The organism is Pseudomonas sp. GW823-FHT05G12, from assembly GCF_058795575.1.
Window position 1 is genome coordinate 6,001,288 of the sequence record NZ_CM179501.1, and the last position, 20,235, is coordinate 6,021,522.

Here is a 20,235-nt window from a genome sequence, read left to right on the forward strand (position 1 = left end):
TAATTGGCCACGACGCCTAATATTTCGAACGTCACCGGATCAGAGTAGTTCATCTGTAGGATGTTTCCTCTAAGCAAGACCATGGTCTAGAACCAACTGATCTTATCCACACAGCAGATTGTATACAATCACTGCATCTCAGCTTAACCTTGTGCCCTCTCGCGCTTCTACATCCTGGAGTTGAACCCATGAAATCCTATGACGTGGTGATCATCGGCGGTGGCCCTGGCGGCTACAACGCAGCCATCCGTGCTGGCCAGTTGGGCCTGAGCGTTGCCTGCGTGGAAGGCCGCTCGACCTTGGGCGGTACCTGCCTGAACGTCGGCTGCATGCCATCCAAGGCGCTGCTGCATGCTTCGGAGCTTTACGAAGCTGCCAGCGGTGACGAGTTCGCCCACCTCGGTATCGAAGTAAAGCCCACCCTCAACCTCGCCCAGATGATGAAACAGAAGGATGAGAGCGTGACAGGCCTGACCAAGGGCATCGAATACCTGTTTCGCAAGAACAAGGTCGAGTGGATCAAAGGCTGGGGCCGCCTGGATGGCATCGGCAAGGTCGTGGTCAAGGCCGAAGACGGTAGCGAAACCGCGTTGCAGGCCAAGGACATCGTCATTGCCACCGGCTCTGAGCCCACCCCTCTGCCAGGTGTGACCGTCGACAACCAGCGCATCATTGACTCGACCGGCGCGCTGTCGCTGCCGCAAGTGCCCAAGCACCTGGTCGTCATCGGTGCTGGCGTGATCGGTCTTGAGCTGGGTTCGGTCTGGCGCCGCCTGGGTAGCCAGGTCACTGTCATCGAATACCTGGACCGCATCTGCCCAGGCACTGACACGGAAACGGCCAAGACCCTGCAGAAGGCTCTCGCCAAGCAAGGCATGGTGTTCAAGCTGGGCAGTAAAGTGACTCAGGCTACCGCAGGTGCCGATGGCGTCAGCCTGACGCTGGAGCCTGCCGCCGGTGGTACCGCAGAATCGCTGCAAGCCGATTACGTGCTGGTGGCTATCGGCCGCCGCCCTTATACCAAAGGGCTGAACCTGGAAAGCGTGGGCCTGGAAGCCGACAAGCGCGGCATGCTCGGCAACGAGCACCACCGTACCTCGGTGCCGGGTGTCTGGGTGATTGGCGACGTCACTTCGGGCCCGATGCTGGCGCACAAGGCCGAAGACGAAGCAGTGGCCTGTATTGAACGCATCGCCGGCAAGCCCCACGAGGTCAACTACAACCTCATCCCTGGCGTGATCTATACCCGCCCGGAGATGGCCACCGTGGGCAAGACCGAAGAGCAGCTCAAGGCCGAAGGACGTGCCTACAAGGTTGGCAAGTTCCCCTTCACCGCCAACAGCCGTGCCAAGATCAACCACGAGACCGAAGGCTTCGCCAAGGTCATCGCCGATGCCGAAACCGATGAAGTACTGGGTGTGCACCTGGTGGGCCCAAGCGTCAGCGAGATGATTGGTGAGTTCTGCGTGGCTATGGAGTTCTCGGCCTCGGCGGAAGATATCGCCCTCACCTGCCACCCGCACCCGACGCGCTCCGAGGCCCTGCGCCAGGCGGCGATGAATGTGGATGGCATGGCCATGCAAATCTGACGAGCCCCATTCGCTGCGTCAGGCCATGCCCTTGCCTTCGGCATTCGCTTGGCGGGCATACAGGGATAGAGCCGCCTTTAATTCCGGCCGGCTCTATCTTCAGGTATCACGTCACAGCCAAGCCTTGATCTGCGCGCTCACTGCATCGGTGGAGATGCCGTAGCGGTCATGCAGCGTCGGCAGGGCGCCGGCATCGAGGAAGGCATCGGGCAAAGCGATCTGGCGGAATGTCGGCGTTACCCCGTTGCGCAGCAGCAGTCCCGCCACCGCCTCGCCCAGGCCGCCGATGATCGAATGGTTTTCGGCGGTGACCACCAGCCGTCCAGACTTGCGTGCCTCAGCCAGAATCGTCTGTTCGTCCAGTGGCTTGATGGTGGGTACGTGTAGTACTGCCACATCGACGCCATCCTTCTGCAACTGCGCTGCGGCCTCTAGCGAGCGCATGGTCATCAGACCGGTGGAGATGATCAGCACGTCCTTTCCGGTGCGCAGGGTCTTGGCCTTGCCGATCTCGAACTTGTAGCCATATTCGTCCAATACCAGCGGCACGTTGCCGCGCAGCAGGCGCATGTACACCGGTCCCTGATGGGCGGCGATGGCGGGCACCGCCTGCTCGATCTCCAGAGCGTCGCATGGGTCGACGATCATCAGGTTCGGCATGGCGCGGAAGATTGCCAGATCATCCGTTGCCTGGTGGCTGGGGCCGTAACCGGTGGTCAAGCCCGGCAACCCGCAGACGATCTTGACGTTGAGATTCTCCTCGGCGATGGCCATGCAGATAAAATCATAGGCCCTACGCGAAGCGAATACCGCGTACGTGGTGGCGAACGGCACGCAGCCTTCGCGTGCCAGGCCAGCGGCTGCACTCATCAGCAATTGCTCAGCCATGCCCATCTGATAGAAACGGTCCGGGTGCGCCTTCGCGAAAATGTGCAGGTCGGTGTACTTGGACAGGTCCGCCGACAGGCCGACGATGTCCGAACGCTGTTCGGCCAGTACCGCCAACGCATGACCGAACGGCGCTGAACGGGTGGCCTGGCCCTCGGCAGCGATCGAAGCGATCATGGCCGAGGTTGTCAGGCGCTTCTTGCCGGTTTCGGTGGTGTTTACGCGGCTCATACGATTCTCCCGACCTGAAGGTTTTGCAATGCCAGATCCCACTCGTTTTCATCGACGCGGATGAAGTGGGTTTTTTCACGTGACTCGAGAAAGTCCACACCCTTGCCCATCTTGGTATCGCAGATGATGACCCGCGGCTGTGCCCCTTGATGGTTGCGTGCGGCGTCGAACGCGGCGACCAGGGCGCCGATGTCGTTGCCGTCCACGCGCTGGGTAAACCAGCCAAACGCCTGCCAACGGTCAACGATGGGCTCGAATGTCAGCACTTCGCTGGAGTAGCCGTCGGCTTGCTGGTTGTTGACGTCGATGATTGCGATGAGGTTGTTCAGTTTCCAATGTGAGGCCGACATCGCGGCTTCCCAGGTTGATCCTTCGTTCAATTCGCCGTCCGAAAGCAGGTTGTAGACAAACGAACCCGAGTTCTTGCGTTTCAGGCCCAGGCAAGCGCCGACCGCTATGCCCAAGCCGTGGCCGAGCGACCCCCCGGTTATTTCCATGCCCGGCGTGTAGGCGGCCATGCCCGACATCGGCAGGCGGCTGTCGTCCGAACCATAGGTTTCCAGTTCCTCCAAGGGGATCACGCCGGCTTCGATCAGCGCTGCATACAGGGCGATGGCGTAGTGACCGATGGACAGGTAAAAGCGGTCGCGTTGCTCCCATTCGGGGTTGTGGGGCTGATAGCGCAGCGCATGGAAGTACGACACGGCCAGCAAGTCAGCGGCGCCGAGGGCCTGGCCGACATAACCCTGGCCCTGGACCTGCCCCATGCGCAGGGCATGGCGGCGAATGTTGTACGCGCGTTCGACGAGCGCCGAGAGCGAAGTGTCGGGTGCGTTGACAGTCATGGTGACTACTCCAGCGAGTTAACGATTGACCGATGCGGCGGGAATGCGCAGGACCAACGTGGCCCCCGCGAGCAGCACTGCGGTGATCAGGTACATGCCGATGGCACTGGAACCGGTGGAAGTGGTGATCCAACCGATCAGGTAAGGCGAGCAGAACCCGGCAAGGTTGGCGAAACTGTTGATACCGGCGATACCTGCTGCGGCTGACACACCGCCGAGCAGCGTAGTGGGCAGCATCCAGAACAGTGAGGAAGCCGAGAGCACGCCAGCTGCTGCAAGGCACAGGCTGAGTACCGACAGCAGCAGGTTGCCGCCCAGCAGCGCGGCCAGTGTCAGGCCGATGGCGCCTGCGATCATCGGAGTAACCAAATGCCAGCGACGTTCGCGATGCTTGTCGCCGCTACGGCCCATCAGCAGCATGGCGACGATGGCGCACATGTAAGGCAGGCTGGTCAGCATGCCGATGTGCAGTGGGTCCGATACCCCGGCATTGCGGATCAGGGTCGGCAGCCAGAAGGTGATCGCGTACTGGCCCATGACTACACAGAAGTAGATGCAGGCCAGCAGCCATAGGCGGCGATCGCGGATGAATTCCCGAGGTGAGGCATGAGTGACCTTGTGGGCGTTGTCCTCGGCGAGCTCCTTGGTAACCAGTTCCTTTTCTTCATCGGTCAGCCAGGTGGCCTGATGCACGCCATCTTTGAGATAGGTCAGTACCAACAAGCCGACGATGACGGTTGGAATTGCCTCGATGACGAACATCCACTGCCAGCCCGCCCAGCCATGAAAACCTGCGAACTGATTCATGATCCAACCTGACAGTGGGCCGCCAATCATCCCCGACAATGGAATCGCGACGAACCAAAGCACGGTCATCTTTGCGCGACGGTAGGACGGGAACCAGTAGGTCAGGTACAACAACAGGCCCGGAGCCAGACCCGCTTCAGCGATGCCAAGCAGAAAACGCAGGGCATAAAACTGCCAGGCGGTTTCAACGAAGGCAAAGAGGGCGGAAATGATCCCCCAGGAAATCATGATCCGGGCGATCCAGCGGCGTGCGCCGACCCTGTGCAGGATCAGATTGCTGGGCACTTCGCAGAGAAAGTAGCCAATGAAGAACATGCCGGCGCCCAGGCCATAGACGGCCTCGCTTAGGGCCAGGTCGCTCATCATCTGCAACTTGGCGAACCCCACGTTTACCCGGTCCAGATAGGCACACAGGTAGCACAGCATCAGGAACGGCATCAGTCGCCAGGCAGTCTTGCGGTATGCGTTGGAGCGCACGGCCGAAACCGCGTCCAATGACAGGGTGGTAATCATGATGGTCTGATCTCTTGTTTTTATCGATTCAGAACAGCGTCAGCCGCACGGGCTGACGCAATGTGCATCAGTGAATGAGCATGCCGCCGTTTACATCCAGGGTGATTCCGGTCAGGTAGGTCGACAGATCGCTGGCCAGGAACAAAGCGGCGTTAGCGACGTCTTGCGCTTCGCCCAGACGGCCCAGTGGAATACCGTCGATGATTGCGTGGCGACGATCGTCCTGCATCAAACCGCCAGTGATGTCCGTGTGAATCAGACCCGGGGCGATGGCGTTCACGCGCACGTTATCCGGCCCCAGCTCTCGTGCCATGGCCTTGGCCAGGCCCAGTACCCCCGCTTTCGCTGCGCTGTAGTGCGGGCCACCGAAGATGCCGCCGCCACGCTGTGCCGATACCGAGGACATGCAGACAATGCTGCCCGAACGTTGCTCGCGCATCAGGGGAATGACGGCCTGAGACATCAGCAGAGTGCCGCGCAGGCTGACGTCGAGTACCTTGTCGTAGTCGCTGTGCTTGATGTCCAGGGTCTTGAGGGGTTGGGTGATGCCAGCGTTGTTGACCAGCACGTCGATGCGGCCAAAGTGCTCGATGATCTGCGCAACGGCCTGGTTTACCTGTGCCTGATCGGCGACGTTGGCGGCCAGGCCGAGATGTCCTTCGCCAAGAGACGCTGCGGCATCGCGGGCAGCGGCTTCATCCAGATCGAGGATCACCACGCGGGCACCTTGAGCAGCGAATGTGGCCGCAGTTGCCCGGCCGATCCCGCGTGCCGATGCGGCGCCAGTGATGATTGCGACTTTGCCTTGAAGAAGCATGGGTGTGACCTCTGATTGTTTTTATAAGGTCGATTCAGCGGAATCGATGGGCCTACTTTGGTCTCGGCCCAGGCCCTGAGCAATAACGCAAAAATCATTGGGTGCTGAAAAAAATTCAGCACTCGTCACCCTGATTGCTAAATGATTGAATGAAGGCCCCAATAAAAATATGCGCTGCGAGCGAAGTGACTGATATGCGATCTGTTGACGATACCGCGCCGGCCCTTCCACCCCTGAGAGCGATTCAGGCCTTTGAGCAAACTGCTCGCTTCGGTAATGTTGCCCGCGCAGCGGAAGTGCTAGACCTCACCCCTTCGGCTGTCAGTCATCAATTGGCCAAGCTCGAAGCACTGATTGGTCGACAACTGTTCTTTCGCGCGGCGCGAGGCGTCAGCCTGACCCCCGTTGGCGAGCAGTATCTGAAAGACGTTTCCGGCATTCTGCACAGTCTTTCCGTCGCCACGGAACGGGCCAGCAGCGACGTCAGCCTCGATTGCCTGCGTTTGCATTCGTCACCGAGTTTCGGCCTGCTGTGGCTAATGCCAAGGCTGGAAGCATTTCGGATGGCGCACCCGGATATCCAGATCAACTTGTCGTGCTCTTATGAATCTCTGCATTTCAGTCGAGACAAGATTGACGTAGACATTCGCCATGGCGAACCCAATTGGCCTAGCTACGAGGTGCGCACTTTAGGCAATGAGGCATTTGCCGTGCTGGCCTCACCGAAACTGCTGGCCCGGCATAGGATCGACGACGCGTCGGATCTACTGCGTCGGGACTTGATTCTCTCCGAAGCCACATTGTTGAAATGGCCGGCCTGGTTCGCTCGACACGGTCTCGCCCGCCCGGAAAAGCCCTACGCGTTGAGCTTCGATCGTTCCTACATGTCCCTGGAGGCCGCCAGTCACGGGCTGGGTTTTGCACTCGAAAGTACGTTGTTAGCGCAGAAGTACCTTGCAACCGGAACACTGGTGGAAGTCGTGCCACACATCTTCAGCGCGCCTGTGGCGGCCCATCATCTGGTGTTTCCGAAAGCGCATTCCGGGTTCGAACGGGTCAGGCGTTTCTTGGCGTGGATGGAGCGAGAGCTCGGGCATGGCTTCGTGTTTTAAGCATGCTGATGATCGCGTGCATGTTGACGTCATTGCCCAAAAGCCAGCGTCGAACGAGTGAGGCAACTTCAAGGAGCAGGAACATTGCAGGCGGCGGTGCGGTGGACTCACCGCCTCCTGCGACAGTTTTAATTATCCTGCGTCAGCTTTAATTCTCTAAATCCACAAGCTGATCAACACCTGACTACCCGTTACTCGACAGTCACCGACTTGGCCAGATTACGAGGCTGGTCAACGTCGGTCCCCTTTAGCACGGCCACGTAATAAGACAGCAACTGCAGCGGAATGGTGTATAGGATTGGCGCCAAGGCATCGGCAATGTGCGGCACCTTGATCACGTGGGTGCCTTCGCCATTGGTCATGCCAGCGTGCTCGTCGGCGAACACTACCAGCTCGCCACCACGGGCACGCACTTCCTGCAGGTTGGACTTCAGCTTCTCCAGCAGTTCGTTGTTTGGTGCAACGGTAACCACCGGCATGTCGTTGTCCACCAGAGCCAGCGGGCCGTGCTTCAGCTCGCCTGCTGGGTAAGCTTCGGCGTGGATGTAGGAGATTTCCTTAAGCTTGAGAGCACCTTCCATCGCCACCGGGTACTGCGCGCCGCGGCCGAGGAACAGGGTATGGTGCTTGTCGGCGAACAGCTCGGCAATTTTCTCGACGGTGGCATCCATGGCCAGGGCTTCGCCCAGGCGGGTTGGCAGTCGACGCAGCTCTTCAACCAGCTCAGCTTCGACACCGGCTTCCAGCGTACCGCGCACCTGACCCAGGGCCAGGGTCAGCAGCATCAGCGAAACCAACTGGGTGGTGAACGCTTTGGTCGAAGCCACGCCGATTTCAGGGCCGGCCAAGGTCAGCAGGGTCAAGTCCGACTCGCGTACCAGCGAGCTGATACCCACGTTGCAGATCGCCAGGCTGCCAAGGAAACCCAACTCCTTGGCGTTGCGCAGTGCGGCCAGGGTATCGGCGGTTTCGCCGGACTGCGAGATGGAGACGAACAGAGTGTCCGGCTGCACCACCACCTTGCGGTAACGGAACTCGCTGGCCACTTCTACCTGGCAAGGGATGCCGGCCAGGCTTTCCAGCCAGTAACGCGCAACCATACCGGCGTGGTAGCTGGTGCCACAGGCAACGATCTGCACGTTGCGCACCTTGGCAAACAGGTCGGCAGCTTGCGGGCCAAAGGCTTGGACCAGCACGTTGTCCTTGCCCAGGCGGCCTTCAAGCGTGCGCTGAACAACGCTTGGCTGCTCGTGAATTTCCTTGAGCATGAAGTGGCGGTAAGCGCCCTTGTCGGCAGCCTCGGCACCTTCGTGATATTGCACGGTTTCGCGCTGGACCTTGTTGCCCTGCTGGTCCCAGATAGAGACCTGATCACGACGGATTTCAGCGATGTCGCCTTCTTCCAGGTACATGAAGCGGTCAGTAACCTGACGCAGCGCCAGCTGGTCGGACGCCAGGAAGTTCTCGCCAAGGCCCAGGCCGATAACCAGCGGGCTACCACTGCGCGCGGCCACCAGGCGGTCCGGCTGCTTGGCACTGATCAGCGCCAGGCCGTAAGCGCCGTGCAGACGCTTCACCGCCGCCTTAAGGGCGTCGGTCAAGTCTGGAATGCTCTTCAGGGTGTGGTGGATAAGGTGGACGATGACTTCGGTATCGGTCTGCGAATTGAAGACATAGCCCAGCCCCTTCAGCTCTTCGCGCAGTTCCTCGTGGTTCTCGATGATGCCGTTGTGCACCACGGCCACATCATTGCCCGAGAAGTGCGGGTGGGCGTTGCCTTCAGTCGGCGCGCCGTGAGTAGCCCAGCGGGTGTGGGCAATACCCAGCTGGCCTGCCAATGGGTCATCAGCAACAGCAACCTCCAGCTCGCTGACCTTGCCGATGCGCCGGCGGCGCTGCAGTTCACCGTTCTGGGTGAGTACAGCCAAACCGGCGCTGTCGTAACCGCGGTACTCAAGACGCTTGAGGCCTTCGATCAGGATGGCTGTGATATTACGCTCGGCGACAGCACCAACGATTCCACACATGTTTTATTACTCCTGGCTGATCGCGGCGCAGATCAGGTTGATGCCGCGGGCTTGAATTTGTTCGCGCGCTGCTGCTGGCAGGCGTTCATCTGTAATAAGGGTGTGCACACTGCCCCAGGGCAGCTCGAGGTTAGGGATCTTGCGCCCCACCTTGTCCGACTCGACCATCACGATCACTTCACGGGCAACTTCGGCCATGACCCGGCTCAGCCCAAGCAGCTCGTTGAAGGTGGTGGTACCCCGGCCGAGGTCGATGCCGTCGGCACCGATGAATAATTGGTCGAAATCGTAGGAGCGCAGTACCTGCTCCGCGACCTGGCCTTGGAACGATTCGGAATGCGGGTCCCAGGTGCCACCGGTCATCAGCAGCACCGGCTCGTGTTCGAGGTCACAGATTGCACGGGCCACATTCAGCGAATTGGTCATCACCACCAGGCCTGGCTGGCGCCCCAGTTCGGGGATCATTGCCGCCGTGGTGCTGCCGCTGTCGATGATAATGCGTGCATGTTCGCGGATACGCCCCACGGCGGCACGCGCAATGGCCTTTTTATAGGAAGAGACGGGTTGTGCCGGTTCACCGAGCAACTCTTGCGGTACCGGCACAGCACCACCGTAGCGGCGTAACAACAAGCCGTTGGTTTCCAAGGCGGCGAGGTCTTTGCGAATGGTCACTTCCGAGGTGGCGAAACGCTTGGCCAACGCGTCCACACTTACCTCACCCTGCTCGCTGAGCAAAGCCAGAATATTGTGTCGCCGTTGTGGTGTGTTTCGTTTCGACATGTGCGTTTAAGTTTCGATTCGAAAGTTAGTGGTTGCAATCAAAACCTAAGACGCGCGATTCGTCAAGCTGTCGCTGACCTGTGGATTGTTTGCCTCTGCTTTGACGCGGTCCTTTTGGCGCGGCAGCGCCAATCGCCAAAAAAAAAGCCGACTTATTCACATAAGTCGGCTTTCGATCGAAACGGCTGTGAATAACTCAGCTCTTCTTGATCTTCTCCGGGCGCTTCCAACCCGAAATGTTGCGCTGGCGCGCACGGGCTACAGCCAGGTCACCCGCTTCTACAGCCTGGGTGATGGTCGAGCCGGCTGCGGTGGTCGCGCCGGCCTTGATTTCCACAGGCGCCACCAGCGAGTTGTTCGAACCGATGAACACGTCTTCACCCATCACGGTTTTGAACTTGTTGGCGCCATCGTAATTGCAGGTGATGGTGCCGGCGCCGATATTGGTGCGCGCACCGATTTCGGCATCCCCCAGGTAGGTCAGGTGACCAGCTTTGGCCCCTTCACCCAGGTGGGCGTTTTTCAGTTCAACGAAGTTACCCACATGGGCCTTGGCGTCCAGTACGCTGCCTGGGCGCAGGCGGGCAAACGGGCCAGCATCGCTGCCCTCTCCCATCACGGCGCCTTCGAGGTGGCTGTTGGCCTTGACCACCGCGCCTTTGCGCAAGGTCGTGTTCTTGATCACGCAGTTAGGGCCGATCTGCACATCGTCTTCGATGACCACCTTGCCTTCGAGAATCACGTTGATGTCGATCAGCACGTCACGACCAACGCTTACTTCACCACGAACATCGAAGCGTGCCGGATCACGCAGGGTAACCCCCTGAGCCATCAGACGGCGGCCTTCCCGCAACTGGTAGTGACGCTCCAGCTCGGAGAGCTGGCGGCGGTCGTTGGCGCCCTGCACTTCCATAGCGTCGTGTGGCTGTTCAGTTGCCACCACCAAGCCATCGGCCACTGCCATGGCAATTACGTCGGTCAGGTAATACTCTCCCTGGGCGTTGTTGTTCGACAGCCGGCCCATCCAGTCAGCCAGACGCGCTGCTGGCAGTGCCAGAATGCCGGTGTTGCCTTCCTTGATCGCCTTTTGCGCGTCGTTGGCGTCCTTGTGCTCAACGATTGCAGTTACCTGGCCCTGCTCGTCACGCACGATCCGGCCATAGCCGGTCGGATCGTCGAGGGTGACTGTCAGCAGTCCCAGCTGCTGATCGTTGGCTTTGGCCAACAGACGCTGCAGGGTCTCCACTTCGATCAACGGCACGTCGCCGTACAACACCAGCACAGTGTCAGCGGTCAGCGCCGGCAGTGCCTGGGCAACAGCATGACCGGTACCCAGCTGTTTATCCTGCATGACGAAATTCAGGTCGTCAGCGGCCAGGCGCTCGCGAACCAGCTCGGCACCATGGCCAATGACCACGTGAATACCTTGCGGCTGAAGTTGGCGCGCGCTGTGGATAACATGGCCGAGCATGGAATTGCCAGCCACCGGGTGCAACACTTTGGGCAGCGCCGAGCGCATGCGGGTGCCTTGGCCGGCGGCGAGAATAACGATATCGAGTGACATTACTGGCTACCAATCCTGGGCGGTCAGTGAAAGACCGGGGGAGAAAACAGAAAAAGAAAAAGGGTAGCCGAGGCTACCCTTTTACTCAATCGCAACAGAAGTTATCAGCCGTAGCCGATTACTTGCCTTTGCGCATTTGCTGGACGGTACGCAGCTGGGCTGCGGCCTCGGCCAGACGTGCGGCGGCGGCGCCGTAGTCGAAGTCCGCGCCTTTCAGATTCAGGGCGTTCTCGGCAGCCTTGAGGGCCTCCTGAGCCTGAGCTTCATCCAGGTCTGCAGCACGTTGCACGGTATCGGCAAGCACCTTGACCATGTTCGGCTGAACCTCGAGGAAACCACCAGAGATGTAGAACACCTCGTGTGCGCCACCCTGCTTGGTCAGCGTGATCGGACCAGGCTTGAGATTGGTGATCAGCGGCGCATGGCCTGGAGCGATACCAAGATCACCCAGGTTACCGTGCGCAACCACCATCTCGACCAGGCCGGAGAAGATCTCTCCTTCCGCGCTGACGATATCGCAATGGACTGTCATAGCCATCTGCTTGCCTCAACCTGATAGCGCCCCTTGCGGGGCGCAGGAATTACAGTTTCTTGGCTTTCTCGATCGCTTCGTCGATGCTGCCGACCATGTAGAACGCTTGTTCTGGCAGGTGGTCGTAGTCACCTTTGAGGATGCCGCTGAAGCCAGCGATGGTGTCTTTCAGGGAAACGTACTTGCCTGGCGAACCGGTGAAGACTTCTGCCACGAAGAACGGCTGCGACAGGAAGCGCTGGATCTTACGAGCGCGGGCTACCAGTTGCTTGTCGGCTTCGGACAGTTCGTCCATACCCAGGATCGCAATGATGTCCTTCAGCTCTTTATAGCGCTGCAGAACATACTGAACGCCACGAGCGGTCTCGTAGTGCTCGTTGCCGATCACGTTCGGGTCCAGCTGGCGCGAAGTCGAGTCCAGTGGGTCGACCGCTGGGTAGATACCCAGGGAGGCGATGTCACGGGACAGAACGACGGTGGCGTCCAAGTGGGCGAAGGTGGTCGCTGGCGACGGGTCGGTCAAGTCGTCCGCAGGTACGTATACGGCCTGTACGGAGGTGATCGAACCTTCCTTGGTGGAGGTGATGCGCTCTTGCAGAACGCCCATCTCTTCAGCCAGGGTCGGCTGGTAACCTACTGCAGAAGGCATACGGCCCAGCAGTGCGGATACTTCGGTACCGGCCAGGGTGTAACGATAGATGTTGTCGACGAACAGCAGAACGTCGTTACCTTCGTCACGGAACTTCTCGGCCATGGTCAGGCCGGTCAGCGCTACACGCAGACGGTTTCCTGGTGGCTCGTTCATCTGACCGTAGACCAGCGCTACCTTGTCGAGAACGTTGGAGTCCTTCATCTCGTGGTAGAAGTCGTTACCCTCACGAGTACGCTCACCCACACCAGCGAACACGGAGTAACCGCTGTGTTCCATGGCGATGTTACGGATCAGTTCCATCATGTTTACGGTCTTGCCGACACCGGCACCACCGAACAGACCAACTTTACCACCCTTGGCGAACGGGCAAACCAGGTCGATAACCTTGATGCCGGTTTCCAGCAGGTCGTTGCCGCCTGCCTGGTCAGCGAACGAAGGCGCTGGCTGGTGGATACCGCGACGCTCTTCTTCGCCGATCGGGCCGGCTTCGTCGATCGGGTTGCCCAGTACGTCCATGATACGGCCCAGGGTGGCCTTACCAACTGGAACGGAAATGGCAGCGCCGGTGTCAACGACATCCAGACCGCGCTTCAGGCCTTCGGTCGAGCCCATCGCAATGGTACGAACCACGCCGTCGCCCAGCTGCTGCTGAACTTCCAGGGTGGTTTCCGCGCCTTGTACTTTAAGCGCGTTGTATACACTCGGCACGACGTCACGTGGGAATTCCACGTCGATGACGGCGCCGATGATTTGAACGATACGTCCGCTACTCATAGCTGGATCCTCTGAATATGTGAACCGTTAAACCGCGGCAGCGCCGCCGACGATTTCCGAGATCTCCTGGGTGATCGCAGCCTGACGCGCCTTGTTGTAGATCAACTGAAGCTCTTTGATCAAATCACCGGCGTTGTCTGTGGCGTTCTTCATGGCGATCATCCGGGCCGCTTGTTCAGCAGCGTTGTTCTCGACCACCGCCTGGTAAACCTGCGACTCCACGTAGCGCACCATCAAGCCGTCCAGCAGCTCTTTTGCGTCGGGTTCGTACAGGTAGTCCCAGTGATGCTTGAGATCCTGATCCGGGGTTGCCACCAACGGTACCAATTGCTCGACCGTCGGCTTCTGGGTCATGGTATTGATGAACTTGTTCGAAACCACCGAGAGGCGATCGATACGGCCGTCCAGGTAGGCGTCCAGCATCACTTTGACGGAGCCGATCAGATCGTTGATCGATGGCTCTTCGCCCAAGTGGCTGATCGCTGCTACGACGTTGCCGCCAAAGATGCGGAAGAAAGTCGCACCCTTGCTGCCGATCACGCACAGGTCGATTTCCACGCCCTGTTCGCGGTTTGCGCTCATGTCCTTGACCAGGGCCTTGAACAGGTTGGTGTTCAAGCCACCGCACAGACCACGGTCACTGCTCACCACGATATAACCGGCGCGCTTTACAGGGCGCTCGATCATGAACGGGTGGCGGTATTCCGGGTTGGCGTTGGCCAGATGACCGATCACCTGGCGGATACGTTCCGCGTAAGGACGGCTAGCAGCCATGCGCATTTGTGCCTTGCGCATCTTGCTGACCGCCACTTTCTCCATGGCGCTGGTAATTTTTTGCGTGCTTTTGATGCTCGCAATCTTACTGCGAATCTCTTTTGCGCCTGCCATGTATCACCTATCAGGTTAGCAAGCGGGGGCCTGAGCCCCCGCTGCGGCTTACCAGGTCTGGGTGGCCTTGAACTTCTCGATACCGGCTTTCAGGCCTGCGTCGATTTCGTCGTTGAAGTCACCCTTCACGTTGATCTTCGCCATCAGTTCAGCGTGATCACGGTTGAAGAAGGCGATCAGAGCTTGCTCGAAGCTGCCGATCTTGGAGACTTCTACGTCGATCAGGAAGCCACGCTCAGCGGCGTACAGCGACAGAGCCATGTCCGCGATGGACATCGGCGCGTACTGCTTCTGCTTCATCAGCTCGGTAACGCGCTGACCATGCTCCAGCTGCTTGCGGGTCGCTTCGTCCAGATCGGACGCGAACTGGGCGAATGCAGCCAGTTCACGGTACTGAGCCAGAGCGGTACGAATACCACCGGACAGCTTCTTGATGATCTTGGTCTGAGCGGCACCACCTACGCGGGATACCGAAACACCGGCGTTCACTGCTGGGCGGATGCCCGAGTTGAACATGGCCGATTCCAGGAAGATCTGACCGTCGGTGATGGAAATCACGTTGGTCGGAACGAACGCAGAAACGTCGCCAGCCTGGGTTTCGATGATCGGCAGAGCGGTCAGGGAACCGGTTTTGCCAGTAACAGCACCGTTGGTGAACTTCTCGACGTACTCTTCCGAAACGCGCGATGCACGCTCCAGCAGACGGGAGTGGAGATAGAACACGTCGCCTGGGTATGCTTCGCGTCCTGGTGGACGGCGCAGCAGCAGGGAGATCTGACGGTAGGCAACGGCCTGCTTGGACAGGTCATCGTAAACGATCAGTGCGTCTTCACCGCGGTCGCGGAAGAACTCGCCCATGGTGCAACCGGCGTATGGCGCCAGGAATTGCAGTGCGGCGGATTCCGAAGCACTGGCAACAACCACGATGGTGTTGGCCAGGGCGCCGGTTTCTTCCAGCTTGCGAACGATGTTGGCAACGGTGGAACGCTTCTGGCCGACTGCAACATAAACACAGAAAATACCGGAGTCTTTCTGGTTGATGATGGCGTCGATGGCCATGGCGGTCTTGCCGATCTGACGGTCGCCAATGATCAGCTCACGCTGGCCACGGCCGACAGGGATCATGGCGTCGACGGATTTGTAACCAGTCTGTACAGGCTGGTCTACCGACTTACGCCAGATCACGCCTGGAGCCACTTTCTCGACTGCGTCAGTCTGGGTGTTGCCCAGAGGACCTTTGCCGTCGATCGGGTTACCCAGTGCGTCAACGACGCGACCCAGCAGTTCCTTACCAACCGGAACTTCCAGGATGCGGCCGGTGCACTTGGCGCTCATGCCTTCGGCGAGGGTGTCATAGGCACCCAGGATCACTGCACCTACGGAGTCTTGCTCCAGGTTCAGGGCCATGCCGTAGACGCTGCCAGGGAACTCGATCATTTCGCCGTACATGACGTCGGCCAGACCGTGGATCCGCACGATACCGTCGGATACCGAAACGACGGTACCTTCGTTACGGGCTTGGGAGCTCACATCGAGGTTATCGATGCGGCCCTTGATGATTTCACTAATTTCGGAAGGATTGAGTTGCTGCATTGCTCTGCTGCCCCTTCAAACTCAAGATTTCAATGCTTCGGCCAGTTTCGCGATTTTGCCGCGAACAGAGCCATCGATTACCAGGTCACCGGCGCGGATGACGACGCCGCCAATCAGGCTGGCATCCTCCGACGCGTGCAGGCGCACTTCCTGGCCTAACCGTGCACTGAGAACCTTGGCGAGTTTGTCTTGCTGTTCTTGGTTCAACGCGAAGGCACTGGTGACTTCCACGTCCACGGATTTCTCTTGCTCGGCCTTGTACAGGTCGAACAGGGCGGCAATCTCCGGCAGAAGCAGGAGACGGTCGTTTTCCGCGGCAACATGAATGAAATTCTGTGCCTGTGCATTGAACTTGTCACCGCACACGTCAATGAACGTGGCGGCCTTTTCTGCGCTCGTCAGTCGCGGGGCCTTGAGCAGGCGCTGCATGGTGTCGTCTTGCGACACCGCAGCAGCCAGGCCGAGCATGGCTGACCAATTGGCCAGTTGCTGATGGGCCTGGGCATGCTCAAAGGCAGCCTTAGCGTAAGGTCGGGCCAACGTGGTCAGTTCTGCCATGATCGCCCTCGCTTAAATTTCAGCGGCCAGTTTGTTAACCAGCTCCGCATGCGCGTTTTGATCGATTGTGGCGCCAAGGATCTTTTCAGCACCACCAACGGCCAGAGCACCCACTTGGGCACGCAGGGCGTCTTTAGCGCTGTTCAGTTCCTGTTCGATCTCGGCCAGAGCCTGAGCCTTCACACGGTCAGCTTCGACGCGGGCCTGTTCACGGGCTTCCTCGACAAGCTGAGCAGCGCGTTTCTTGCTTTGCTCGATGATTTCGGCTGCTTGTGCTTTAGCTTCACGCAGTTGCTGACCCGCTTTCTCTTGGGCCAGCTCCAGGTCGCGAGCTGCGCGGTTGGCAGCGTCCAAGCCGTCGGCAATCTTCTTTTGGCGCTCTTGCAGAGCAGTGATGACCGGAGGCCATACATACTTCATGCAGAAGAGTACAAAAATCAGGAAAGCAACGGATTGGCCAATCAGGGTTGCATTAATGTTCACGCCAACACCTCGCTCGGTCTTAATTCATACAGCCATCAACTCGTGGTGACGAGTGATTAGCCGGCGATCTGACCAACGAACGGATTCGCGAAGGTGAAGAACAGAGCGATACCAACACCGATCATGGTTACGGCGTCGAGCAGACCGGCAACGATGAACATTTTGACCTGCAGCATCGGAACCATTTCTGGCTGACGAGCAGCGCCTTCCAGGAATTTGCCACCCAGCAGGCCGAAACCAATGGCGGTACCCAGAGCACCCAGGCCGATCAGCAGAGCAACAGCGATAGCGGTCAGACCAACTACAGTTTCCATCTTTCCTCCCGACTTTTACGTCGTATTGGTTAGGTTTTTAGTTTGAAGCGGTAAAACAAATCGTTTGGTACAGCATGCCCTTGCGGACTTTTTAAGCCCTCCCCCCGTACCGGCAGGGAAGGCTATCAGACACGCCAGGCGGTCTTAATGGTTATCTTCGTGAGCCATCGACAGGTAGACGATGGTCAGCATCATGAAGATGAAAGCTTGCAGGGTGATGATCAGGATGTGGAACACAGCCCACGCCCATTGCAGCACCACACCCAGGCCGCTGAGCCACAGCAGGCCGGAGCCGAACATTACAGCGATCAGGATGAACACCAGCTCGCCAGCATACATGTTGCCGAACAGACGCAGTGCCAGCGAGATCGGCTTGGCGATCAGGGTGACGAATTCCAGCAGGAAGTTGACTGGAATCAGCAGGATCTGCACGAAGATATTCTTGCTGCCAAACGGGTGCAGGGTCAGCTCACCGATGAAGCCGCCCAGTCCCTTGACCTTGATGCTGTAGAAGATGATCAGGGCGAAGACGCAGAAGGCCATGGCCAGGGTCGCGTTCGGGTCGGTGGTCGACACGGCGCGGAACGGAATGTGCGGGTCACCGGAAATCAGGATGGCCAGCTGAGGAATCCAGTCGACCGGTATCAGGTCGACGGCGTTCATCAGGAATACCCAGACGAAAATGGTCAGCGCCAGTGGTGCGATTACCGGGCTACGGCCGTGGAAGGAGTCCTTCACGCTGCCGTTGACGAAGTCGACCATCACCTCAACGAAGTTCTGCAGACCGCCAGGTTGGCCGGAAGTCGCCTTCTTGGCCGCCATGCGGAAGATCAACAGGAAGATCAGACCCAGCGCGACGGACCAACCCAGGGTGTCCAGGTGGAACGCCCAGAAGCCCATTGCCTTGGCTTCTGCAGCCGAATGGGCGAAGCCCCAGCTGCCGTCTGGTAGTTGACCGTAGGTCAGGTTCTGCAAGTGGTGCTGGATATAGCCCGAAGCGGTTTCTGCTGCCATGGTTGCCTCAAACGCCCTAAGGTCTCGAAAGTCTTTTATTCATCAGCAGGGGCGCGAACCAGCTGACCAAAAGGGTCAACACGAAGACGCCGAATACTGCTAGCGGCGCCAGTGGCTTCACTCCTGCAAAGGTCAGTGCAAAAAGCACTGCCGTCAAAATCATCTTGCCTGCCTCGCCAGCGTAAAACGACTTGACGATAGCTTGTGCCGCCCGAGCCCCGCTGAAGCGAAAAGCCTTCCAGGCGAAATACACATTGGGCAGCCAGGCAATCAAACCTCCGCAAAGGCCTGAATATCCACTGACCGCCCCTTTCCACTGCCACAACACCAAGGTTGCCAGCAGCAGTACGACAAATTGAGCCAGCAGTACCGGAAAAACCGCCCAGCGATGGAAAGGCAGGCGGTTTGGCGTGCGTATTTCCATCACAACTGCTCCTCGGAAGTCGACCAACAAGTCAGCTATGACTTGGCATAATTTGTGCCGACAAAATGCGCGCAGAGTATAGGGGTGGATTAACCCCTATTCAACTCTTCGGTAGTGATTTCCGACTTCGCGCTACAACAGGAATTGTTTCAGCGGATGTGAGCGAGCACGCCTTGCAACTCGTCAAGCGAGTTGTAGCGAATAACCAACTGGCCTTTGCCCTTGTTGCCATGACGGATCTGCACGGCCGAGCCCAGGCGCTCTGCGAGCCGCTGTTCAAGGCGTGCGATATCCGGATCAGGTTTGCTTGGTTCGACCGGATCAGGCTTGTCGCTGAGCCACTGACGGACCAGTGCCTCGGTTTGGCGCACGGTGAGGCCACGTGCGACAACATGACGCGCCCCCTCCTCCTGACGATTTTCGTCCAGGCCGAGCAATGCACGGGCGTGCCCCATCTCCAGGTCACCGTGGGCGAGCATGGTCTTGATCGCATCGGGCAAGGTGATGAGGCGCAGCAGGTTGGCCACGGTCACCCGCGACTTGCCCACAGCGTCAGCCACCTGCTGCTGGGTGAGCTCGAATTCCTGTTGCAGGCGCTGCAGGGCCATGGCCTCTTCCAGCGGGTTGAGGTCTTCGCGCTGGATGTTCTCGATCAATGCCATGGCGATGGCGGCTTCGTCGGGCACTTCACGGACCATGGCCGGGATCGTGTCCAGGCCGGCCTGCTGGGTGGCGCGCCAACGGCGCTCACCGGCGATGATCTCGTATCGGTTGTCGCCAATCGGGCGTACCACGATCGGTTGCATCACACCATGGTTGCGAATCGAGTGCGCAAGCTCTTCCAGCGCCTCCGGGTCCATGTCCCGGCGAGGCTGATACTTGCCACGCTGGACCAGTTCGACCGGCAGGTGTTGCAGTTCTTTCTGGTCGATCTTCACAGCCTGCTCTTCGAGCGCGCTGACGGAAGGACCACTGAGCAGTGCATCCAACCCACGTCCGAGACCCCGTTTCTTGACGGCCATACGGATTCCTTAAGTTGTTTGTGCAGTGCGTGATGGACGGCGTTGACGGCGTACCAGTTCCCCAGCCAGGGCCAGGTACGCCAGTGCGCCCCGCGATTGCTTGTCGTAAGCAAGGGCTGGCATGCCGAAGCTGGGGGCCTCGGCCAAGCGAATGTTGCGCGGAATGACCGTGTCGTACAGCTGAGGGCCGAAGTGCTCCTTCAACTGTGCCGAAACATCGTTGTTCAGGCTCAGACGCGGATCGTACATGGTCCGCAGCAGGCCCTCGATCTTCAACTCAGGGTTCAACCGGGCGGCGATGCGCTTGATGTTATCCACAAGGTCGCTGAGACCTTCCAGTGCGTAGTACTCACACTGCATGGGGATAATCACGCCATCGGAAGCGACCAGAGCATTCAGCGTGAGCATCGACAGCGACGGCGGGCAGTCGATGAGGATGTAGTCGTAGTTATCGCGAATAGGCGCCAGGGCGTTGCGCAGACGGCTCTCCTTGACCTGCATTTCCAGCAGCACCACCTCAGCGGCGGTCAGATCACGGTTGGCCGGCAGCAACTGGAAGCCTCCGTGCTCGGAGTAGTGCATAGCCTGGGCCAAGTCGCACTCCCCGATCAGCAGGTCGTAGACCGAATGCTCGAGCTCGTGCTTGTCCACACCGCTGCCCATGGTGGCGTTGCCCTGCGGATCGAGGTCGATCAGCAGGACACGACGCTTGGTCGCAGCCAGCGAGGCGGCGAGATTGATACAGGTGGTTGTCTTGCCCACACCACCTTTCTGGTTCGCGATTGCGAATACCTTAGCCATTGTTGCG

General features: G+C 59.1%; 20 protein-coding genes. 2 read left to right on the forward strand and 18 right to left on the reverse strand.

The window, feature by feature from the left end; genetic code table 11:
- Window positions 1-188: 188 nt before the first annotated feature.
- Window positions 189-1,589: a dihydrolipoyl dehydrogenase gene (lpdA, locus tag AC3RCM_RS27285; protein WP_014589177.1), complete on the forward strand. Its 1,401-nt coding sequence runs from the start codon at window positions 189-191 to the stop codon at window positions 1,587-1,589.
- A 111-nt stretch (window positions 1,590-1,700) separates the two neighbouring features.
- Here the strand turns inward: lpdA and AC3RCM_RS27290 are convergent, their stop codons facing one another.
- The 4 genes from AC3RCM_RS27290 to AC3RCM_RS27305 form a co-directional block, all read right to left on the reverse strand.
- On the reverse strand, window positions 1,701-2,708 hold the full coding sequence (locus AC3RCM_RS27290) for a transketolase family protein (RefSeq protein ID WP_492629293.1): 1,008 nt from the start codon (window positions 2,706-2,708) through the stop codon (window positions 1,701-1,703).
- Window positions 2,705-3,553 carry a transketolase gene (locus AC3RCM_RS27295; protein WP_492629294.1) on the reverse strand — a complete coding sequence of 283 codons (849 nt, stop codon included), beginning with the start codon at window positions 3,551-3,553 and terminating at the stop codon, window positions 2,705-2,707. The genes AC3RCM_RS27290 and AC3RCM_RS27295 overlap by 4 nt, the downstream gene beginning before the upstream one ends.
- Before the next feature lie 18 nt (window positions 3,554-3,571).
- Window positions 3,572-4,873 (reverse strand): MFS transporter, encoded by a 1,302-nt coding sequence (locus AC3RCM_RS27300; protein WP_492629295.1) that lies wholly within the window; start codon window positions 4,871-4,873, stop codon window positions 3,572-3,574.
- Window positions 4,874-4,940: 67 nt separating this feature from the next.
- Entirely contained in the window at window positions 4,941-5,690 is a 750-nt protein-coding gene (locus tag AC3RCM_RS27305; protein WP_014754902.1) for an SDR family NAD(P)-dependent oxidoreductase, read from the reverse strand.
- A 194-nt stretch (window positions 5,691-5,884) separates the two neighbouring features.
- On the opposite strand from AC3RCM_RS27305, the gene AC3RCM_RS27310 reads away from it, so the two are divergent.
- Complete coding sequence (locus AC3RCM_RS27310) at window positions 5,885-6,802, forward strand: LysR substrate-binding domain-containing protein (protein ID WP_409319850.1); 918 nt, start codon at window positions 5,885-5,887, stop codon at window positions 6,800-6,802.
- Window positions 6,803-6,993: 191 nt separating this feature from the next.
- Here the strand turns inward: AC3RCM_RS27310 and glmS are convergent, their stop codons facing one another.
- The 14 genes from glmS to AC3RCM_RS27380 all read right to left on the reverse strand — a co-directional run bounded on the left by glmS (window position 6,994) and on the right by AC3RCM_RS27380 (window position 20,228).
- Window positions 6,994-8,829, reverse strand: a complete 1,836-nt coding sequence (glmS, locus tag AC3RCM_RS27315) for a glutamine--fructose-6-phosphate transaminase (isomerizing) (protein WP_020190289.1) — start codon at window positions 8,827-8,829, stop codon at window positions 6,994-6,996.
- A gap of 6 nt (window positions 8,830-8,835) precedes the next feature.
- Window positions 8,836-9,609 (reverse strand): DeoR/GlpR family DNA-binding transcription regulator, encoded by a 774-nt coding sequence (locus tag AC3RCM_RS27320; protein ID WP_198747089.1) that lies wholly within the window; start codon window positions 9,607-9,609, stop codon window positions 8,836-8,838.
- 196 nt (window positions 9,610-9,805) lie between these two features.
- Window positions 9,806-11,173: a bifunctional UDP-N-acetylglucosamine diphosphorylase/glucosamine-1-phosphate N-acetyltransferase GlmU gene (gene glmU, locus AC3RCM_RS27325; protein WP_047603748.1), complete on the reverse strand. Its 1,368-nt coding sequence runs from the start codon at window positions 11,171-11,173 to the stop codon at window positions 9,806-9,808.
- A 118-nt stretch (window positions 11,174-11,291) separates the two neighbouring features.
- Window positions 11,292-11,711: a F0F1 ATP synthase subunit epsilon gene (locus tag AC3RCM_RS27330; protein ID WP_010955886.1), complete on the reverse strand. Its 420-nt coding sequence runs from the start codon at window positions 11,709-11,711 to the stop codon at window positions 11,292-11,294.
- A gap of 43 nt (window positions 11,712-11,754) precedes the next feature.
- The gene (gene atpD, locus AC3RCM_RS27335; RefSeq protein ID WP_003253197.1) at window positions 11,755-13,131 is read right to left on the reverse strand and encodes a F0F1 ATP synthase subunit beta; all 1,377 of its coding nucleotides are present in this window, start codon (window positions 13,129-13,131) and stop codon (window positions 11,755-11,757) included.
- A 27-nt stretch (window positions 13,132-13,158) separates the two neighbouring features.
- Complete coding sequence (gene atpG / locus AC3RCM_RS27340; RefSeq protein ID WP_003253195.1) at window positions 13,159-14,019, reverse strand: F0F1 ATP synthase subunit gamma; 861 nt, start codon at window positions 14,017-14,019, stop codon at window positions 13,159-13,161.
- Between the two features lie 48 nt (window positions 14,020-14,067).
- Window positions 14,068-15,612, reverse strand: coding sequence for a F0F1 ATP synthase subunit alpha (gene atpA, locus AC3RCM_RS27345; protein WP_010955887.1), 1,545 nt, complete (start codon window positions 15,610-15,612; stop codon window positions 14,068-14,070).
- Window positions 15,613-15,633: 21 nt separating this feature from the next.
- Complete coding sequence (locus AC3RCM_RS27350; RefSeq protein ID WP_003253191.1) at window positions 15,634-16,170, reverse strand: F0F1 ATP synthase subunit delta; 537 nt, start codon at window positions 16,168-16,170, stop codon at window positions 15,634-15,636.
- A gap of 12 nt (window positions 16,171-16,182) precedes the next feature.
- Window positions 16,183-16,653, reverse strand: a complete 471-nt coding sequence (locus tag AC3RCM_RS27355) for a F0F1 ATP synthase subunit B (protein ID WP_003253189.1) — start codon at window positions 16,651-16,653, stop codon at window positions 16,183-16,185.
- A gap of 56 nt (window positions 16,654-16,709) precedes the next feature.
- Window positions 16,710-16,967, reverse strand: a complete 258-nt coding sequence (gene atpE, locus AC3RCM_RS27360) for a F0F1 ATP synthase subunit C (RefSeq protein WP_003097235.1) — start codon at window positions 16,965-16,967, stop codon at window positions 16,710-16,712.
- A gap of 144 nt (window positions 16,968-17,111) precedes the next feature.
- Entirely contained in the window at window positions 17,112-17,981 is an 870-nt protein-coding gene (gene atpB / locus AC3RCM_RS27365) for a F0F1 ATP synthase subunit A (RefSeq protein WP_010955889.1), read from the reverse strand.
- Window positions 17,982-17,997: 16 nt separating this feature from the next.
- Window positions 17,998-18,405 (reverse strand): F0F1 ATP synthase subunit I, encoded by a 408-nt coding sequence (locus tag AC3RCM_RS27370; RefSeq protein WP_008092225.1) that lies wholly within the window; start codon window positions 18,403-18,405, stop codon window positions 17,998-18,000.
- 149 nt (window positions 18,406-18,554) lie between these two features.
- On the reverse strand, window positions 18,555-19,427 hold the full coding sequence (locus AC3RCM_RS27375; protein ID WP_003253185.1) for a ParB/RepB/Spo0J family partition protein: 873 nt from the start codon (window positions 19,425-19,427) through the stop codon (window positions 18,555-18,557).
- Window positions 19,428-19,436: 9 nt separating this feature from the next.
- Window positions 19,437-20,228 (reverse strand): ParA family protein, encoded by a 792-nt coding sequence (locus AC3RCM_RS27380; protein WP_003253182.1) that lies wholly within the window; start codon window positions 20,226-20,228, stop codon window positions 19,437-19,439.
- Window positions 20,229-20,235 lie beyond the last annotated feature (7 nt).

What these genes read in the sequence shown, in the direction of transcription:
- lpdA (WP_014589177.1), top strand. Translation starts at nt 189, where the DNA reads ATGAAATCCTATGACGTGGTGATCATCGGCGGTGGCCCTGGCGGCTAC.
- AC3RCM_RS27310 (WP_409319850.1), top strand. Translation starts at nt 5,885, where the DNA reads ATGCGATCTGTTGACGATACCGCGCCGGCCCTTCCACCCCTGAGAGCG.
- AC3RCM_RS27375 (WP_003253185.1), bottom strand. Translation starts at nt 19,427, where the DNA reads ATGGCCGTCAAGAAACGGGGTCTCGGACGTGGGTTGGATGCACTGCTC.
- atpB (WP_010955889.1), bottom strand. Translation starts at nt 17,981, where the DNA reads ATGGCAGCAGAAACCGCTTCGGGCTATATCCAGCACCACTTGCAGAAC.
- AC3RCM_RS27350 (WP_003253191.1), bottom strand. Translation starts at nt 16,170, where the DNA reads ATGGCAGAACTGACCACGTTGGCCCGACCTTACGCTAAGGCTGCCTTT.
- AC3RCM_RS27295 (WP_492629294.1), bottom strand. Translation starts at nt 3,553, where the DNA reads ATGACTGTCAACGCACCCGACACTTCGCTCTCGGCGCTCGTCGAACGC.
- AC3RCM_RS27330 (WP_010955886.1), bottom strand. Translation starts at nt 11,711, where the DNA reads ATGGCTATGACAGTCCATTGCGATATCGTCAGCGCGGAAGGAGAGATC.
- AC3RCM_RS27320 (WP_198747089.1), bottom strand. Translation starts at nt 9,609, where the DNA reads ATGTCGAAACGAAACACACCACAACGGCGACACAATATTCTGGCTTTG.
- AC3RCM_RS27290 (WP_492629293.1), bottom strand. Translation starts at nt 2,708, where the DNA reads ATGAGCCGCGTAAACACCACCGAAACCGGCAAGAAGCGCCTGACAACC.
- AC3RCM_RS27305 (WP_014754902.1), bottom strand. Translation starts at nt 5,690, where the DNA reads ATGCTTCTTCAAGGCAAAGTCGCAATCATCACTGGCGCCGCATCGGCA.
- AC3RCM_RS27370 (WP_008092225.1), bottom strand. Translation starts at nt 18,405, where the DNA reads ATGGAAATACGCACGCCAAACCGCCTGCCTTTCCATCGCTGGGCGGTT.
- glmU (WP_047603748.1), bottom strand. Translation starts at nt 11,173, where the DNA reads ATGTCACTCGATATCGTTATTCTCGCCGCCGGCCAAGGCACCCGCATG.
- atpE (WP_003097235.1), bottom strand. Translation starts at nt 16,967, where the DNA reads ATGGAAACTGTAGTTGGTCTGACCGCTATCGCTGTTGCTCTGCTGATC.
- atpG (WP_003253195.1), bottom strand. Translation starts at nt 14,019, where the DNA reads ATGGCAGGCGCAAAAGAGATTCGCAGTAAGATTGCGAGCATCAAAAGC.
- atpD (WP_003253197.1), bottom strand. Translation starts at nt 13,131, where the DNA reads ATGAGTAGCGGACGTATCGTTCAAATCATCGGCGCCGTCATCGACGTG.
- AC3RCM_RS27300 (WP_492629295.1), bottom strand. Translation starts at nt 4,873, where the DNA reads ATGATTACCACCCTGTCATTGGACGCGGTTTCGGCCGTGCGCTCCAAC.
- atpA (WP_010955887.1), bottom strand. Translation starts at nt 15,612, where the DNA reads ATGCAGCAACTCAATCCTTCCGAAATTAGTGAAATCATCAAGGGCCGC.
- glmS (WP_020190289.1), bottom strand. Translation starts at nt 8,829, where the DNA reads ATGTGTGGAATCGTTGGTGCTGTCGCCGAGCGTAATATCACAGCCATC.
- AC3RCM_RS27380 (WP_003253182.1), bottom strand. Translation starts at nt 20,228, where the DNA reads ATGGCTAAGGTATTCGCAATCGCGAACCAGAAAGGTGGTGTGGGCAAG.